At 69.0% G+C, this 15651-nt stretch carries 14 protein-coding genes and 3 pseudogenes; 10 read left to right on the forward strand and 7 right to left on the reverse strand.

Features of this window, described 5'->3' with window-relative positions; all coding sequences use genetic code 11:
* A partial coding sequence (locus tag ACFVT2_RS42300; protein ID WP_390027570.1) for a transposase occupies window positions 1-390 on the forward strand: 390 nt, incomplete at its 5' end.
* A 153-nt stretch (window positions 391-543) separates the two neighbouring features.
* Here the strand turns inward: ACFVT2_RS42300 and ACFVT2_RS42305 are convergent.
* From ACFVT2_RS42305 to ACFVT2_RS42315, 3 genes are all read right to left on the reverse strand, one after another.
* Window positions 544-873 carry a hypothetical protein gene (locus tag ACFVT2_RS42305; RefSeq protein WP_390027573.1) on the reverse strand — a complete coding sequence of 110 codons (330 nt, stop codon included), beginning with the start codon at window positions 871-873 and terminating at the stop codon, window positions 544-546.
* A gap of 78 nt (window positions 874-951) precedes the next feature.
* Window positions 952-1197 (reverse strand): hypothetical protein, encoded by a 246-nt coding sequence (locus ACFVT2_RS42310; RefSeq protein WP_390027576.1) that lies wholly within the window; start codon window positions 1195-1197, stop codon window positions 952-954.
* Window positions 1198-1401: 204 nt separating this feature from the next.
* Entirely contained in the window at window positions 1402-1644 is a 243-nt protein-coding gene (locus ACFVT2_RS42315; protein ID WP_390027578.1) for a hypothetical protein, read from the reverse strand.
* Window positions 1645-1724: 80 nt separating this feature from the next.
* Between ACFVT2_RS42315 and ACFVT2_RS42320 the strand changes: the two genes are divergently transcribed.
* The 9 genes and pseudogenes from ACFVT2_RS42320 to ACFVT2_RS42360 form a co-directional block, all read left to right on the forward strand.
* Window positions 1725-2519 carry an SDR family oxidoreductase gene (locus tag ACFVT2_RS42320; RefSeq protein WP_390027581.1) on the forward strand — a complete coding sequence of 265 codons (795 nt, stop codon included), beginning with the start codon at window positions 1725-1727 and terminating at the stop codon, window positions 2517-2519.
* Window positions 2520-2573: 54 nt separating this feature from the next.
* Window positions 2574-3426: pseudogene (locus ACFVT2_RS42325) on the forward strand (IS5 family transposase).
* Between the two features lie 27 nt (window positions 3427-3453).
* The gene (locus tag ACFVT2_RS42330; RefSeq protein WP_390027583.1) at window positions 3454-3735 is read left to right on the forward strand and encodes a hypothetical protein; all 282 of its coding nucleotides are present in this window, start codon (window positions 3454-3456) and stop codon (window positions 3733-3735) included.
* 172 nt (window positions 3736-3907) lie between these two features.
* A complete protein-coding gene (locus ACFVT2_RS42335; RefSeq protein ID WP_390027586.1) occupies window positions 3908-4873 on the forward strand; it encodes a LysR family transcriptional regulator in 966 nt (321 codons plus the stop codon).
* Window positions 4874-4981: 108 nt separating this feature from the next.
* On the forward strand, window positions 4982-6028 hold the full coding sequence (locus ACFVT2_RS42340) for an amidohydrolase family protein (RefSeq protein WP_390027589.1): 1047 nt from the start codon (window positions 4982-4984) through the stop codon (window positions 6026-6028).
* 42 nt (window positions 6029-6070) lie between these two features.
* A complete protein-coding gene (locus tag ACFVT2_RS42345; protein WP_390027592.1) occupies window positions 6071-7579 on the forward strand; it encodes an aldehyde dehydrogenase family protein in 1509 nt (502 codons plus the stop codon).
* Window positions 7580-7587: 8 nt separating this feature from the next.
* Window positions 7588-8541 (forward strand): amidohydrolase family protein, encoded by a 954-nt coding sequence (locus ACFVT2_RS42350; RefSeq protein WP_390027594.1) that lies wholly within the window; start codon window positions 7588-7590, stop codon window positions 8539-8541.
* A 116-nt stretch (window positions 8542-8657) separates the two neighbouring features.
* A pseudogene (locus tag ACFVT2_RS42355) lies at window positions 8658-9011 on the forward strand (transposase); the annotation flags it as partial.
* A gap of 169 nt (window positions 9012-9180) precedes the next feature.
* Window positions 9181-9588: pseudogene (locus tag ACFVT2_RS42360) on the forward strand (transposase); the annotation flags it as partial.
* Between the two features lie 237 nt (window positions 9589-9825).
* On the opposite strand, the gene ACFVT2_RS42365 reads toward ACFVT2_RS42360, so the two are convergent.
* The 4 genes from ACFVT2_RS42365 to ACFVT2_RS42380 all read right to left on the reverse strand — a co-directional run.
* Window positions 9826-10872 carry an NAD-dependent epimerase/dehydratase family protein gene (locus ACFVT2_RS42365; RefSeq protein WP_390027604.1) on the reverse strand — a complete coding sequence of 349 codons (1047 nt, stop codon included), beginning with the start codon at window positions 10870-10872 and terminating at the stop codon, window positions 9826-9828.
* 304 nt (window positions 10873-11176) lie between these two features.
* A complete protein-coding gene (locus ACFVT2_RS42370; RefSeq protein ID WP_390027597.1) occupies window positions 11177-11884 on the reverse strand; it encodes a thioesterase II family protein in 708 nt (235 codons plus the stop codon).
* A gap of 52 nt (window positions 11885-11936) precedes the next feature.
* The gene (locus tag ACFVT2_RS42375) at window positions 11937-15062 is read right to left on the reverse strand and encodes an amino acid adenylation domain-containing protein (protein WP_390027600.1); all 3126 of its coding nucleotides are present in this window, start codon (window positions 15060-15062) and stop codon (window positions 11937-11939) included.
* On the reverse strand, window positions 15059-15651 hold a 593-nt coding region (locus ACFVT2_RS42380; protein WP_390027602.1), incomplete at its 5' end, for a phosphopantetheine-binding protein. The genes ACFVT2_RS42380 and ACFVT2_RS42375, both read right to left, overlap by 4 nt.

A 15651-nucleotide genomic window follows, 5' to 3' on the forward strand; every position in this document is an offset into this window, starting at 1 on the left:
AGCCCCCGCAAGATCACCTCCTGGATCATGCGGCCCCGCGACACCCTCACAGACAGCCAGGAGGAACGACTGCTCCAAGTCCGGCTCGCCTGCCCAGACATCACCCGCGCCTGCGATCTCGCCCGCGTCTTCGCCGACCTCGTCCGCCACCAGCGTGGATCCCTGCTGTTGCAGTGGATCCGCCAGGCCGAACAGGACGCCCCGAAGCCCTTGCAGAGATTCGCCGGATCCCTCCGCCAGGACCTCGACGCCGTCACCGCCGGCCTCACCCTGCCCTGGAGCTCCGGCGCCGTCGAAGGCCACGTCAACAGGGTTAAAACTCTCAAGCGAGCCATGTACGGCCGGGCCTCGTTCGAACTCCTCCGGACCCGCATCCTCACCCAACCATGACCTTCACGAAACTGCGGTCAGAGCCCGAATTTTCCCCAGTGCTGCTCTTCGCCTCAGTTGGTTCATGCCGTGAACCGACTGGGGAATGTGGGGAGCGGAAAGCAGAAGGACTCACCGATCATGTGCTTGGTGAGTCCTTCGAGGTGGGGCGAGTCAGTGGGAGGAGACGAAGCCCTCTGACTGGTCGAGATGGAATGGAGAGCCGGGGCTCTCAGGCGTCCATCCGTTGAGGCGAGCGGTGCGGATGCTGTCGGCAACGTCGGAGGGCAGGACAGGGTTGGCCTGTGCGCCGAACCAGTTGCTTGGGTGCGGCTGGTTGGTGGTGATCACCAGTGTGGTGCCGGGAGTTTCGGCGTGCTCGACTGCGTAGGTAAGGGGCGACCAGACCAGTCCCTGGTCGTAGGTGGGCCTTCCGCGAAGCCTCCATCGGTAGGTGGTGCCGTCGACGGTGATGCGTCGCGACCCCTTCTTCACCAGTGCCATGCCCACGTCCTTTCTCAGGGCGACGATAGTGAAGGGCTCCTGGTCATGTCGCTCTGGTTTCCTCGACTGTGTTGAGCCTCAGCCTCTGCGCATCGGCATCACGGCCGGGCTTGTTGCGGGGATGGTGGGGCGGGCGGCCGCGGGCAACGGCGGCCGGATCGGCTCTGATTCGACGCTCTCGTTGGCGTCGTCGTGCTCGCGTCGTCGGCGGCGGGCTGCTTCGGCTTTGTAGCGGGGCGAGCAGTAGGTATGGCGGGTGGCCGCCTGTGGGTTGACCTGGAACTGGGTCCAGCAGATCGGACAGTCTCGGAGTTCAGCCAGCACGTCCGGTCACCCCTCGGGCGGTCCTCGGTCGCTGTGACGGTCGGCGCCGTCGTTGGTCGCCGGGTCTGCCGCCGGCGCTCGTCCGCCCGCTCGCGGTCGTCACGCTCGCCGACCAGGCGCTGGCGGTAGTTCGCCCGGCTGCCCGGCTGCCCGGCTGCCCGCTCGTTCGCTGGAGCTGGCCGTGGTCTGTTGTGAAAGTGCTGGTCACAGCCACTCGTTGAGGACTGCGACCAGCACGGTCGCCTCGTAGCGGACCGCGAGCTTGTCATACCTCGTGGCTACAGCCCGGTGGCGCTTGAGGCGGTTGATCCCGCACTCGACCGTGTGCCGCTGCTTGTAGTCGTCCTTGTCGAACTTGGGCGGCCGTCCGCCTCGCGATCCGCACTTGAGGCGGTTGCGGACGCGGTCCGTCGGGACCCTGATCCGCTTGCTTGGAGTGCGCTCCAAGGCCATAGCGTTGAGACAGCTGAACCGAACACCCAACGCGTCGACGCATCATCCCGCACGACCAACTGGAAAGGCGGCAAGTGGTAGACAACCAATTCACAACGCATGCAGAACTTTTCGATCTGTGTGGAAAGCGCGCGCTCGTCACCGGTGGCACCCGAGGCATCGGAATGATGATCGCGCGTGGCCTTCTCCAGGCGGGCGTCCGCGTGGTCATCAGCTCACGCAACGCAGAAGCGTGCGCTCAGGCGCGGGAACAGCTGTCCAAATTTGGTGAGGTGCGGGCCATTCCCGCCGACCTGTCCCGCCACGACGAGTGTCGGCGACTGTCCGACCTTGTCACCGCCGACTCGGAGCGTCTCGACATCCTCGTCAACAACGCGGGCGCCATGTGGGACGAGCCGCTGGCGACGTTCCCAGACGCGGCCTGGGACACGGTCGTCGACCTCAACCTGAAGTCGCCGTTCTGGCTGGTCCAGGCGCTGCTGCCCGCACTTCGCAGGGCGGGCACCGCCGACGATCCCGCGCGGATCATCAACATCGGCAGCATCGCCGCCATCCACATCCCCCAGCGGCCCAACTACTCGTACTCCAGCAGCAAGGCCGCACTGCATCAACTCACCAGGGTGCTCGCCAAGGAACTAGGACCGCAGCACGTCACCGTGAACGCCGTGGCGCCGGGACCGTTCCCGTCGACGATGATGGCTGCAACCCTCGATGAGTTCGGCGAGGCGATCGCGGCGTCGGCCCCACTACGCCGGATCGGCCGCGACGACGACATGGCGGGTGTCGCCGTGTTCCTCGCCAGCCGGGCAGGCGCATACCTAACAGGCGCCGTGATCCCCGTCGACGGCGGCATCGCCACAACCGCGTAGGCCGACCAGGGACTGTTTGTGAAAGTTGATCTCGATCGTTGATGATCAGGTCCTGTGGGACGTGGGGATCTGACGAACGGCCAGTGGGCCCGACTTGAGCCGCTGTTGCCGCGGGGCATCAAGTCGGGCCGTCCGCCGGTATGGACGCGGCGGCAGCTGATAGACGGCATACGGTGGCGGACCCGGACGGGTGCTCCCTGGCGTGACGTGCCGGAACGCTACGGGCCGTGGGGCGCTGGCAGCGCGATGGCGCCTGGGCCCGGATCGTCACTCAGCTGCAGGCCGAGGCGGATGCCAAGGGCCTGATCACCTGGGACGTGAACATCGACTCCACGGTCTGCCGGGCCCACCAGCACGCGGCTGGGGCGGCGAAAAGAGGGATCTCCGGAAAAAACCGCCCGGCGGGATCACCGTCGAGCCGGCCGACCACGGGCTCGGACGCTCCCGGGGCGGCCTGACCAGCAAGATCCACCTCGCCGTCGAGCAGGGTCAGAAGCCGCTATCGGTGGTGATCACCGCCGGACAGCGGGGTGATTCGCCTCAGTTCGAGTCGGTCCTGGAAGCGATCTGGGTGCCCCGGCTCGGAGTCGGCAGGCCGCGCAAACGGCCGGACCGGGTCCGGGCCGACAAGGCGTACGACTCCCGCAGCAATCGCGCCTACCTGCGCAGACGCGGGATCAAGGCCACGATCCCGGTCCCGACGGACCGCGTCCGCAACCGCCTCAAGCGCGGATCGCGAGGCGGACGGCCGCCCAAGTTCGACAAGGACGACCACAAGCAGCGGCACGCGGTCGAGTGCGGGATCAATCGACTCAAGCGCCACCGTGCGGTCGCGACGAGGTACGACAAACTCGCCGTCCGCTGTCACGCGACGGTGCTGGTCGCCGCAACAAACGAGTGGCCGTGAGACATCCGCCGCTGCGACCATGCGGCAGTGGGCGCAGATCTCCCTGACGGATGGACGATCGAGCGGGTCCGTTCCGTATCGGGCGACGCCGAAGCGGGCCTGCTCTCGCTTGAACGACTCGTCGTCGTCGAACAGTACGGCTCGGCCGACTACGACGTCCTCCAGCCTGACGTCATTCTGTCCTTCCACGACCTGTGCCTTGCATACGCCGACGACGACTGGTTCATGGGACAGCTGGACGCCGACGGCTCAGTCATCTGCTGGGCTTCCTACGGCCCTGACCTGGCCGAAGCCATCCGTGGGTTGTGAGCTGTCAGGCAGCGAGCTCGATCATTTTCACAACACGTCCTCGAGCTGGATCCGAATCCGGTGAGAATGTTTGAACCGCGGATGCCTGTCACGTTTTAGTGATCACCGACAACAACCAACAGGACGCCGTCGGGACGGCCGTCCTCTGACAAGCCATCGGTTGGAGGCACAGGTGACCGAGAACGCGGTGGGTGCGGCGCGTGGCCGGGACGAGGGTGGCCCGGAACGCGACGCACTGTTGTCTTTGGGACCGGAGTCCACTCAACTCCAGGCGTTGCACGCCCTGTTGGCCGAACGGAGCGTCACCGGCGCTGCCGCGCGGCTCGGGCGCAGTCAGCCGACGCTGTCGAGTGCGTTGGCGCGGTTGCGACGCCACTTCGGGGACGAGTTGCTCACCCGCAGCGGCAACCACTACCGGCTGACCCGCTTCGCCGAACAGCTGCGCCCGCTGACCGGCACCGCGGTGGCGGCGGTCGACCGGGTGTTCGCCGCGCAGGCGGAGTTCGCCCCGGCGACCAGCCGCCGCACGTTCAGTGTGGTCTCCTCTGACCATGGTGTCGGCACGGTCGGCGCCCGGCTGGTGGCCCGGGTGGCGGCCCAGGCGCCGCAGGTGTGTGTGCGGTTCGTGCCGGTCACGGCGCGGGCGCTCGGCGACGACGAGGAGTACCTGCGGACGGTGGACGGTGTGTTCATGCCGCACGGCTATCTGAACCTGCCGCGCTCGATCGATCTGCACACCGATCGGTGGGTGTGCGTGGCCGCCGCGGAGAACACGGCGGTGGGCGACCGGCTCACCATGGACGACCTGCGCACGCTGCCGTGGGTCGCGACGTTCGCGGACCGGCTGGGGCGGGCCGCGGCGTGGCGGCAGATGGAACTGCTCGGGGTCATACCACGGGTGATCGCGGTGGCAGAGTCGTTCCTGGTGGTGCCGGAGCTCGTCCGGGCGTCCGGTGCCGTGGCGCTGCTACAGGAGAAGGTTGCGGCGCTGGTCGCCGCGGGACCTGAGTTCCGGGTGCTCGACTGCCCCTTCGACGCGGTCCCGCTGATCGAGGCGTTCTGGTGGCATCCGGTGCACGACGACGACCCCGGCCACAGCTGGCTGCGTCACTGCCTGCACGACATCGCGAGGGCCTGACACGCAGCACATCGACGTCGTCTATACCGGGTATGGCAAAGATTGGCTTCCTTTTGGACGTTGGCGGCAGCAGGCTGAAGTTGCCGCCGAGCGTTACGGAGGAAACCGATGCAGGCCACTGTCGATGTCCACGCGCATCTGTGGGCAGCCGCGATCGAGGCCCTCGTCGCGGGCCGACCGGGGCACGCCGAGCACGTGGAGCTGGCGGACCGGCGCCTCGGCGCCGCATCCGTCGCGGTGGGCGCGGTGCGACTGCGCGACCAGTTGGCACTCCTGGTCGACGTCGAGTCTCGGCTCGGCGCGATGGACGCCATGGGGGTCGGCGCCCAGGTCGTCTCGGTCACGCCGACCCAGTTCCACCACTGGATCCCCGACCCCGCACTCGCCGCCGAGGTCGCCCGGGCGACCAACGAGGCCGTGGCCGGACACTGCGCGCTCCGCCCGGACCGGCTCACCGGCCTCGGCGTCGTGCCACAGCAGTTCGCGGAGCTTGCCCCAGCGGCGCTGGAGGACGCGGTGCTCCGGCAGGGCTTGCGCGGTGTCGCGTTGTCCTCGCACGCGCCAAGCCCGGCTGTCCGCGCACCGCTGGAACTCTCCGACCGCCGCTACGACGAGTTGTGGCAGCGTGCCGTCGAGCTGGAGGCGGTGGTCTTCCTGCACCCCTGGGGGTGCACGCTCGACGATCGGCTGGCTCGCTGGTACCTGGCCAACAGCGTCGGCCAGCCGGTCGAGCACGCGGTCGCGCTCTCCCACATCATCGTGGGCGGCGTACTCGACCGGTTCCCCGGGCTCCGGTTACTCGCCGCCCACGGCGGTGGCTACCTGCCCGGCATGCTGGGCAGGGCCGACCATGCCTGGGCCAACCGCCCGGAAGCGCGCACCACCGAGTGCCGGCCCAGCAGCTACGTGCCGCGACTGTTCTTCGACTCTCTGGTCTACGAGCCGGAGGCGTTGGTACGGCTGATCGAGGCGGCAGGCCCGGAACACGTACTGCTCGGCTCCGACCACCCCTTCGACATGGGCGTCCCCGATCCGGTCGCGCGGCTGCACGCCGCCGGGCTCGACAGCGCCACCATCGCGGCCGTCGCCAGCGAGAACGCCGTACGACTCAATCTGGCGCCCACCCCGGCGCGCCCCACACTGGCCGACCGCTGACCGGCCCGACACCACCATCCGTTCATCCGCCGAGGAAGAACCATGAACGCATCCACGGATCGCGAGACCCTGCGGTACCGCTGGTCCTCCCACGACCAGGCCGACCGCTTCACCGTCGAAAACCCCGCCACCGGAACACCCATCGCCACCATTCAGGGCGCAGGGCAGAAGGAGGTGGACGCAGCGGTGCACGCCGCATACACCGGCCACCTCGCGTGGAAGGCACGACCCCCACACGAGCGCGCGAAGTACCTGCACGCCATCGCCGCCGCCGTAAGGGAGAACGCCGACGAGATCGCCCGACTGGAGTCGAGCGACAACGGCAAGCCGTTCACCCAGGCACGCCGGTTCGACCTCGAGGCCACGATCGCGATCTTCGAACTCTTCGCGGGGCTGACCGCGGCACTGCCCGGCGCGGTACACGACAGCGGAGCGCTCCTCGACGTCACGACGCTGGAGCCCTACGGAGTCGTCGGGGCGATCGTGCCGTTCAACTGGCCACCCCTGCACACGGCGGGCAAGCTCGCCCCGGCGCTCGCGGTCGGGAACGCGGTCGTGCTCAAGCCGCCGGAGCAGGCGCCGCTGTCGGTGCTGAAGGTGGTCGAGATCGCGCGATCGGTCCTCCCCGACGACGTCGTGCACGCCATCCCGGGCGGCGGCCCGGTGGGCGCGGCACTCGTCGCCCATCCGCTGGTCAAGAAGATCTCCTTCACCGGCGCTCCGGCCACCGGCACCACCGTGTTGCGGACGGCCGCCGACAACCTCACCCCCGCCCTGCTCGAACTGGGGGGAAAGAACCCGCTGATCGTCTTCGACGACGCCGACCTCGACTCGACGATCCCCTGGATCATCGAAGGCGGCTGGTTCAACCAGGGTGAGGCGTGCACTGCGGCATCCCGAGTACTGGTCCAGTCAAGCGTCTACGAGCAGGTCGCCCGACGCGTCGGGGCTGCGGTCCGGCGACTGAACGTCGGTGACGGCGCGGACCCGGGTACGCACGTCGGCCCGTTGGTCACCCGGCAGCAGCAACGGCGCGTGCTCGACTACCTCGACGTCGGCGTGGCCGAAGGCGCCACGATCGCCGCGCAGGCACCCCTCCCGGACGACCCCCGGCTGGCGGACGGCCACTACGTGCGCCCGACGCTCTTCACCGGCGTGCGCCCGGACATGCGGATCGCGAAGGAGGAGATCTTCGGCCCGGTGGTCGCCCTGATCCCGTTCGACGACGAGGCCGAGGCGGTCCGGATCGCCAACGACACCGAGTTCGGCCTCGTTGCGGGCGTGTTCACCACCGACACAGAGCGTTCGATGCGGGTCAGTCGAGCCATCGAGTGCGGAATGGTCTTCGTCAACCACTACAACCGCGCGTTCGTAGGCGCCCCCTTCGGCGGCATTGGCGCCAGCGGATTCGGCCGTGAGCACGCCCGCGAGACGCTGCACGAATTCGGCTACAGCAAGACCCTGCGCATCCCGACGGGCGCCGGCCCGATCCCCCGCTGGGCACCGTCGCTGGAAGTCAGCGATATCAAAGAGGAAGCGAGCGGAAAGTGAGAGCCACCATGACCACGGTCGACGACTGGGTCGATGTGCACGGCCACTTCACCCCGCCCACCACCGCGCAGGAGCGGATCGCGCGCTGGGAAGCCATGCGCGAGCAGCGCTTCATGGCTCCGCAACCGCACTACTGGAGCCCCGAGTCCACGCTGGACTACCTGGACCGCACGGGGATCGCGATGCAGATGCTCAGCAACATCCCCGCAAAGCACACGGAGTTGCGGAACTCCAACGACTACGGGGCGAAGGTCGTCGCCGAACACCCGAGCAGGTTCGGACTGCTCGCCGCCGTACCCACCGACGACCCCGACGTGGCCCTCGCCGAGATCGAGCGAGCTGACACGGAGCTGCACGCCGACGGGTACGCCGTAAGCACCGTCTACAACGGCGTCTCCCTCGCAGACGAGCGCCTGGAGCCGGTGTGGGCCGAGCTCGACCGTCGCCGAGCGGTCGTCTTCGCCCACCCGAACGCCTACCTGCCCCCGGTGCTGGGACACCCCGTCCCGTTGATCGAGGTGGCCTTCGAGACCGCGCGCTGCGTGGTCGGCATGCTGTACGCGGGTGTCTTCCGGCGATACCCGCACTTGACGCTGATCCTCGCCCACGCGGGCGGCGCACTGCCCGCACTGTCCGGGCGGCTGCAACTGCTCGGCACCGAAGCCTGGGTGCCCAACCCGCAGCGGATCACCCGCGACGAGATCCGGCAGCACCTGGGCCGGCTCCATCTCGACACCGCGGCCTCCGGCATGGACGCCAGCCTCGCCCCGGCGCTCACCATGGTCCCGCGCGACCACCTCGTGTACGGCGCCGACTGTGGGGTGCCCTGCAGTACGGATGCCACGATGGCTGCCAACATCGAGGCGTTGCGGCACTCGGAGGTACTGGCCGGCGACGAGGCCGACCAGCTCGGGCACCGGGCCCTGAAACTCTTTCCGGCGGCGGCACGGCGTCGCGGCTAGCTACTTGCCCCTGAAGAAGTCTGGATCGGCGCTGGGTTGACCTCTGGGGAGAGCTGGCGAGGGGTATCCCTTGGCCGCGACAGTGGAGGCGGGTCGTTGTGGCCGGGGGTGGGGCGATGTTGCGTGTCGCGGGAGTGCAGGATCCCTGGTGGGAGGTGCTGCCGGAACAAGCGCGGCAACTGCCCGCCGAGCTGGCCAGGATCGATGCGTATCTGGACGATGAGCGATTCATCGCCCCGTGGCGCGCGGTATTCGCCGAAGGGCTGGGGCGGCCGTCGATCCCGGTCGAGACGCTGCTGCGGCTGCTGTATCTCAAGCACCGCTACCAGCTCGGGTACGAGACGCTGTGCCGTGAGGTGGCGGACTCGTTGAGCTGGCGGCGGTTCTGCCGGATCCCGCTGACGTCCCGGGTGCCGCACCCGACCACGTTGATCAAGCTGGTGCGCCGCAGCGGATTACAGACCGTGGAGCTGTGATGCGGCTTTTGTGGGGTGGGTAGTGCTGGCTGAAGGCGCGATTGTCGTTCTTCGTGATGGACTTGGGAGCGGGGCGGCGGGGCCGCTCCGTGTCTTGGTGCTGTCTCTTCCATCTGTCGGACGGTTCTCATGGCGTCCCGAACCCCGCACAGCACGGTCGCCCGTGTCGGACGCGAACGGACTGCCCCTTCTCGTCGGCGTCTCGGCCGGCAACACCCACGACAGCGAAGGGCTGAAGCCCATGATCGAGGGTCACCAAACGAGACACGACCCCCACCGAGGCCGCCACTTCAAGCCCCAGCGTCTGCACGCGGACAAAGCCTACGACCGCGCCGACCTGCGGAAATGGTTACGCGGCAAGCGCATCGGAGTCCGGATCGCACGCAAAGGAATCGAGTCCAGCGAAGGATAGGGCCGCCGCCGCTGGGTGATCGAACGCACGATGTCGTGGCTGTCCGGCTACCGCCGGCTCAGCCCACGCTACGAACGCAACCCCCGCAACTACCTGGCCTTTCTCGGCCTCGCCGCCGCCATCTGCTGCTACAAACGACTTGTCCGCCTCACCACATAGGACACGGTCTTACTCAGCGCTCATGCGCGAGGCCAGCAGGCCGAAGCGCCCCGGCGTTTCTTCGCCGTGGGCATCCAGTATCTACGCTGCGAGCGGTTCCGCGAGGCCGTCCAACTCCTTGGAACTGAACCGGTCCGACTCCGTCTCGAGGGCGGGCAGACCGCCGGTACTCCCCGACCGAGGCGGCGAACCAGCCGTACAGGGTGCGCTCGCCGAGCTCCGCTCTCGTCCGCAGGCTCACGCGCTCTCACTGCCTCGACGTGCGCCCCACTCGGCGAGGAGCCGCTGCTCCTGCTCCGGTTCGAGGCCCAGCAGCGTCGTTCCCTGCTTGTACGGCCCGGCGGACGGTCCCCGGTGCTGGAGCCACTGCCAGGTGTCGCGGACGGTCTCGGCAAGGGGACGGCACCGCAGGCCCGCGGCGAGGGCCTTGTCCGAGGAGGCCAGCCAGGTGCCCGCCATGCCGGGCTGGTCGACGGCCCACAGTGGGAGCCCCGTCCAGACGGCGACCTCCTTGTCCAGGAGGAAGGTTTCGTCCACCCAGACCACCTCAGCGTCCGAGCCGGTCACCTCGGCGCAGCCGGCCAGCAGGTCGCCGAACGAGGTGGCACCGACGGGCCCGGTGACCAGGAAGCGGCCGGTGGCCTTGACCTCCAGCTGGTCGAGACCGAACGCGGCGATGTCGCGGGCGTCGATGACCTGGACCGACTGGTCCGCGCGGCCCGGCGCCAGCACCTGTCCGCCGCGGGCCATTCGTTCGAGCCACCACAGGAGGCGGCCGGTGCTCTCGTGCGGGCCCACGATCACACCCGGGTTGAGGATCAGGGCGTCACCGGCGAAGGACTCCTCGACGGCCCGCTCACAGCCTGCCTTGAGGGCGTTGTACGCCACGTCGTCGGGTGCGGCGTCCGATGCGCACGCGTGCCGGGGTGATGTCTCGCTCACGGCCTCGGCGGGCCAGCCTTCGTAGGCGTGGAAGGACGAGACGAACAGATATGCACCGGCATGCCCGGAGAGCGCCCGCGCCGACTCGCCGACCACACGCGGGTGCATCCCGCTGGTGTCGACGACGGCGTCCCATGTGTGGCCCTCGGCCAGCCGCCGCAGATCGTCCGCGACCTCGCGATCGCCGCGCACCACCTCCACACCCTCCGGGTCCGTACCAGACCGGCCACGGTTGAAGATCGTCACTTCGTGTCCGCGGCGCTGCGCTTCCGTGACGAAAGCACGCCCCAAAAAAACCGAACCGCCCAGAATCAATATGCGCATGTGCTGATGATCTGCCATTTGGGGTCGCGCTTGAGGATCGTTCGCGGACGGCGGAAGTTCGGATTCAGGTGCGTGGCCGGGCGCATGGAACAGACCGGGACGGACCGGGCCTGGCGGGACCGGAGGCTGGACGCCGCCGTTTGACTTCTGAAGCCGGAAAGCAGTCTGCGGCCGGGCATTTCCCTTGAGCGTGGACACCTTGGACATGGATCGTGATGATCTGGGGAACAGGAGTTCCCGTTGGGTACGTACAAGTACTCGGCTGAGTTTCGGGCCGATGTCGTCGCGCTGTACCGGTCCAGCCCAGGGCACTGAGAGGTGGTCAGCGTGCGCGGAGCATGAGTTCGTCGATCGTGCTCCACAGCTTCGGCCAGTTGTCGGAGAAGTGCATGTGCTCTCCGGGGACGTCGATCAGTTCGAAGGAGGCCGTGGTCGCCTCCGCCCACTGGGCCGATTCGTCGCGGGTCACCAATTCGTCGTCGACTCCTCGGAGCGCGCTGATCGGGACCGGGAGAGGGGTGGCGGACTCTGCCGTGGGCGGTGCTTCGTTGATGCCCATGTCGGCCCGTAGTGCTGGGATGACCAGTTCGCGGAGCTCGGGGTCGTGGAAGGCCTTGTGATCGTAGCCGACCAACTCACTTATTCGGGCGACCAGTTGGCCGTCCGAGAGCGTGTGAACGCCGATGTGGGGTCGAGGGAGCCACGGCGCTGCCGCGCCGCTGACGATCAGCCGGTGGGGGAGCGGGAGGCACTTGCTGTGCAGGAGTTGCGTGGTCTCGTGGGCCAGGAGTGCGCCGAAGCTGTGGCCGAAGAGGGCGTACGGGCCGTCTCCGGATGCCTTGAGGATGCGCTCGGCTGTGCCTGTCGCGGCCTCGGCGAGTGACGTGTAGGGGGCCTCGATGAACAGCTCCTCGCGGCCCGGCAGCTGGACGGGCACGATCTCGAACGACTTGGCCTCATGGTCGCGCCAGGGGCGGAACACGCTGGCTCCCGCACCGGCGAACGGCAAGCACAACAGCGGGAGTTTCATGGGATTCCTTCTTAGGGTGAGGTGGGCGTGCGGGAGTGGCGTCGGGGTGCTGCTAGCGGGTGGGGCGCTTCCAGCGGGCGAGGGCCTGTGCCCGGGCGGCGCCGCGTCCGGGCTGCGGTTCTTCGCTGGGGGAGCGCGGTTTTGTGTCGCCGCTCAGGGGTGTCAGATGCGCCGCCAGGCTCCGCACCGTCGTGTGCTGGAACAAGTCGACCGCCTGCAGCGTGGGGTGCTGGGTGCGCAGGGCAGCAAGGACGCGGAGCAGGCCCAGGGAGTTGCCGCCCAGTTCGAAGAACGTCGCGTCCAGGTCGGTGACCGGCTTGGCAAGGACCTCGCTCCAGGCGCTCAGGATCGGGTCCGCCGGGCCGCCGACCGGGGTCGCGGCCGGAGCCTGGCCCGGCCGTGCGGCGGCTTGTGCGGTGGTCCAGGAGGTGACCGTCGCTCGGTCCAGCTTGCCGTTGGGGAGTTGGGGGAGCGCCGGTACCAGGAGCCAGGAGCTGGGGACCATGGCCTCGGTGAGCCACGTCGCGGCGTGAGCACGCAGGTTAGCCGAGAGGCGGGGGGCTACTGGTTCCGGAAGGGTGCCCGCGAGAGGTATGCACCCCGTCGGGGCGATGAATGCCGCAACCGCCGTGCCGTCGGGGACCACCGCCACCGCCGCGTCGCGCACCTCGGGGTGGCTGCGCAGTGCCGACTCGATCTCCTCCAGCTCGATGCGCTGGCCTCGGACCTTGACCTGGGTGTCGCCCCGGCTGACGAAGCGGAGGCCGTGGTCTACCTCGAATACCGCCATATCCCCGGTGTCATAAGCGAGTTGCTCACCGGCGTCGGGCAGCGGACAGAAGCGGTCAGCGGTGAGGGTCGGCTGTTGCCAGTAGCCCTGGCCCACGCCCGCCCCAGAGACCATCAGGCGTCCGGGGACGCCCGCCGGGAGCCGGCGGCCGTGCGCGTCCACGACGTGGCAGCGCTCGCCAAGGAGCGGGCGGCCGATGTGCACGGGGACGTCGGCGTCCTCCGGTATCCGCCAGACCGTCGACCAGACCGTGGTCTCTGTCGGGCCGTAGCAGTTGATGACCGGGCCCGGGACCAGGGCGGTCAACTCTCGTGCCAGGTCCGCGGGGAGTGGTTCGCCGCCGACCAGCAGGGCGCCCAGGCGTGTCAGAAGGCGGCGGCCATCTGGGTCGGTGGCCAGGACGCGGGCGACCGTCGGGGTGCACTGGTAGAGGGCGCCGTCCGGGACCGGTGCATCCGTCACCGCACGGTGGCTCGTCAGCAGGACGGAGCGGCCCCGTGCCAGCGGCCAGTGCAGCTCCAGGGCGCTGATGTCGAAGGACAGGCTGGTGCCCGCGACCGTGAACGAGGGTGGGCCGCCGCCGAGTTCACGGTCGAAGGCGGCGAAGAGCGCGGACAGGTTCTCGTGGCGGATGACGACGCCCTTGGGGCGGCCCGTGGAGCCTGAGGTGTAGATGAGGTACGCGGGGTCCGCCGGGCGGACGTCCGGCCAGGCGGCGGGCGGTGTCGTCTCGGTCGTCGCGTCCGGGCGGAGGTTCGGCACCCCGGGGACCAGGGGTTCCGGGCCGACCGAGGCCGCGAGTGCCGCGTCCTCGGCCATGTAGCGCAGGCGGTCCGGGGGGTATTCGGGGTCGAGCGGGACGTACGCCGCGCCCGTCTTCCACACCGCGAGCAGCGCCACCACCAGGTCCGGGGTCCTGGGGAGGCACACGCCCACGCGGTCGCCGGGGGAGACGCCGGCCTCGATCAGGGTGGTCGCCAACGCCGTTGCCCGTTCGCCCAGTTCGGCGTACATGATGCTCTCGGTGCCCGTGGTGACGGCGACCGCTGACGGCGTACGTCGTACGTGCTCCTCGATAAGTTCATGCACCGGCGCTGTGGCGAGGGGCGCGGGGCCGCCGTCCAGCGCGGCGAGACCGGCCACTTCCTCGGGGGAGAGGAGCGACAGCTCCGACAGCGGGAGAACGGAGCCGTCGGCCAGTGCTTCGAGGGCGGCGAGCAGGTGCTGTGCGAGGCGCTGGGCCGCCTGCGGGGTCAGTGCAGCGTGACGGTGTCCTATCTCCAGACGCATGGCGCCGTCGAGCGAGTGATGAAGGGTCAGGGCCACGTCGTACTCGGCCTCGACCGGCGCGGACTGCGTGAGCTGCCAGCTCAGCCCGTCCAGGGCCAAGGGCGCGGACTCGGTGGTCTGGGCGCAGAGGATCTGCGTGAGCGGCTTGCGGCCAGGGCGGCGCCGTACCCCGACCGTGTCGAGGATGTCCTCGATCGGAAGCGCCGCGTGGTCCACGGCGTCGAACAGCGCGTCCATGGTGCGGTCGAGCACCTCGTCGCTGTCCACCTCGTCGAGCCTGAGGCGCACCGGCACGGTGTTCTGCAGACAGCCGATCACATCCTGGTCCGTGGCGCTCCGGTCGCTCGCCACCGTGGCGATCACCAGATCGTCGCGGCTTGTGCACCAGCCGGTCACCACCGCTGCCGCCGCGAGGAGCTGGGCGAAGGGAGTAGCACCGCACTCACGCGTGAGCGCGGCCATCCGGGTGGCGAGTTCCGGGCCGATCTCGGTGGTCACTACGCCGGATGCCGTGCTGTCAGGGGTGCATGAGAGAGGTAGAGCGGTGTCCTGAGGGCAGTCCGCCAACGCGCGCGACCAGAATTCGCGCAGCTGAGCGGTGTGTTCGGGGTCGGGTGCGACCGTGGGCGGCGCGAGGGACAGGGACGGTGCCCCCTTCTCGTACGCGAGAGAGAGCTGGTTGAGCAAGACCGCGGCCGAGTCGTCGTCGAAGATCGCGTGATGCGTGCCGATCAGGCAGTGCGTACGCTCGGGGCTGACCAGCAGGCGGACGCGGCAGAGCGGTCCCGCACCGTGGGCGAAGGGTGCGCCTGTGTCCGTGATCAGCGCGGGCAGTTGGGCCTCGGCGCCGTCCGACTCCAGGACTTGGATGTCCACGGCCGATGCCGGGTGGGTGCGTTGCGTCAGGCCGTCCGGTGCCATGTGCAGGGACGTACGTAGCGCCGGTTGCGCCTCAAGGAGAGCGTGCACCGCCTCGGTCAGGCGAAGGGCGGAGACCCGGCCCTCGATGACGAGGTGGTTGAGGACCGTGGCTCTGCCATCCCGCTGGTCGAGCACGAAGAACCGTAGCTGCCCTGGGCTTGCCGGTCGGTCTGTCACGAAGGCTCCTTGACGCTTCTCTGGCCCGCCCGAATGAGTTCGGCGAGGGCGGGGAGCGAAGAGTTGCGGTAGATGTCACGCAGCTGTACCGAGGTGAACCCGGCCTCGTGCAGCGCGTTGCGCAGCCGGGACGCGAGCAGGGAATTGCCGCCGATTTCAAAGAAGTTGTCGTGGGGGCGCACGAGGACGTGCAGGAGGCCTTCCCAGATCGAGATCAGGTGGGACTCGATGGGGTCCGTGTCGGTGGCGCTGTTTGCGGGTGTGTGCTCGTGCGTTGGGTCCGGGAGGCCGGTCGGGTCGAGCTTGCCGTTCGGGGTGAGGGGCAGTTCGGGTACGGCGGTGACGGTGCCGGGGACGAGGTGGGCGGGGAGCCTGTCCGCCGCGCGTCGTTTGATCCGGCCGGGGTCGCCGTCGGGGGTGGTGACGACATAGGCGTCCAGGCGGGCCGATGCCGTGCCCGCGCCGTGGACCAGGACGACGGCAGCCAGTACGTCCGAGTCTTCGAGGAGGGTGGTGCGGATTTCGCCGAGTTCGATGCGGTGGCCGCGGATTTTGACCTGGTCATCCAGGCGGCCGAGGTGTTCGAGGA

It is taken from the genome of Streptomyces sp. NPDC058000, from assembly GCF_042886435.1.
Taxonomy (GTDB): Bacteria; Actinomycetota; Actinomycetes; order Streptomycetales; family Streptomycetaceae; genus Streptomyces.

What these genes read in the sequence shown, in the direction of transcription:
- ACFVT2_RS42305 (WP_390027573.1), bottom strand. Translation starts at nt 873, where the DNA reads ATGGCACTGGTGAAGAAGGGGTCGCGACGCATCACCGTCGACGGCACC.
- ACFVT2_RS42340 (WP_390027589.1), top strand. Translation starts at nt 4,982, where the DNA reads ATGCAGGCCACTGTCGATGTCCACGCGCATCTGTGGGCAGCCGCGATC.
- ACFVT2_RS42345 (WP_390027592.1), top strand. Translation starts at nt 6,071, where the DNA reads ATGAACGCATCCACGGATCGCGAGACCCTGCGGTACCGCTGGTCCTCC.
- ACFVT2_RS42350 (WP_390027594.1), top strand. Translation starts at nt 7,588, where the DNA reads ATGACCACGGTCGACGACTGGGTCGATGTGCACGGCCACTTCACCCCG.
- ACFVT2_RS42365 (WP_390027604.1), bottom strand. Translation starts at nt 10,872, where the DNA reads ATGGCAGATCATCAGCACATGCGCATATTGATTCTGGGCGGTTCGGTT.
- ACFVT2_RS42370 (WP_390027597.1), bottom strand. Translation starts at nt 11,884, where the DNA reads ATGAAACTCCCGCTGTTGTGCTTGCCGTTCGCCGGTGCGGGAGCCAGC.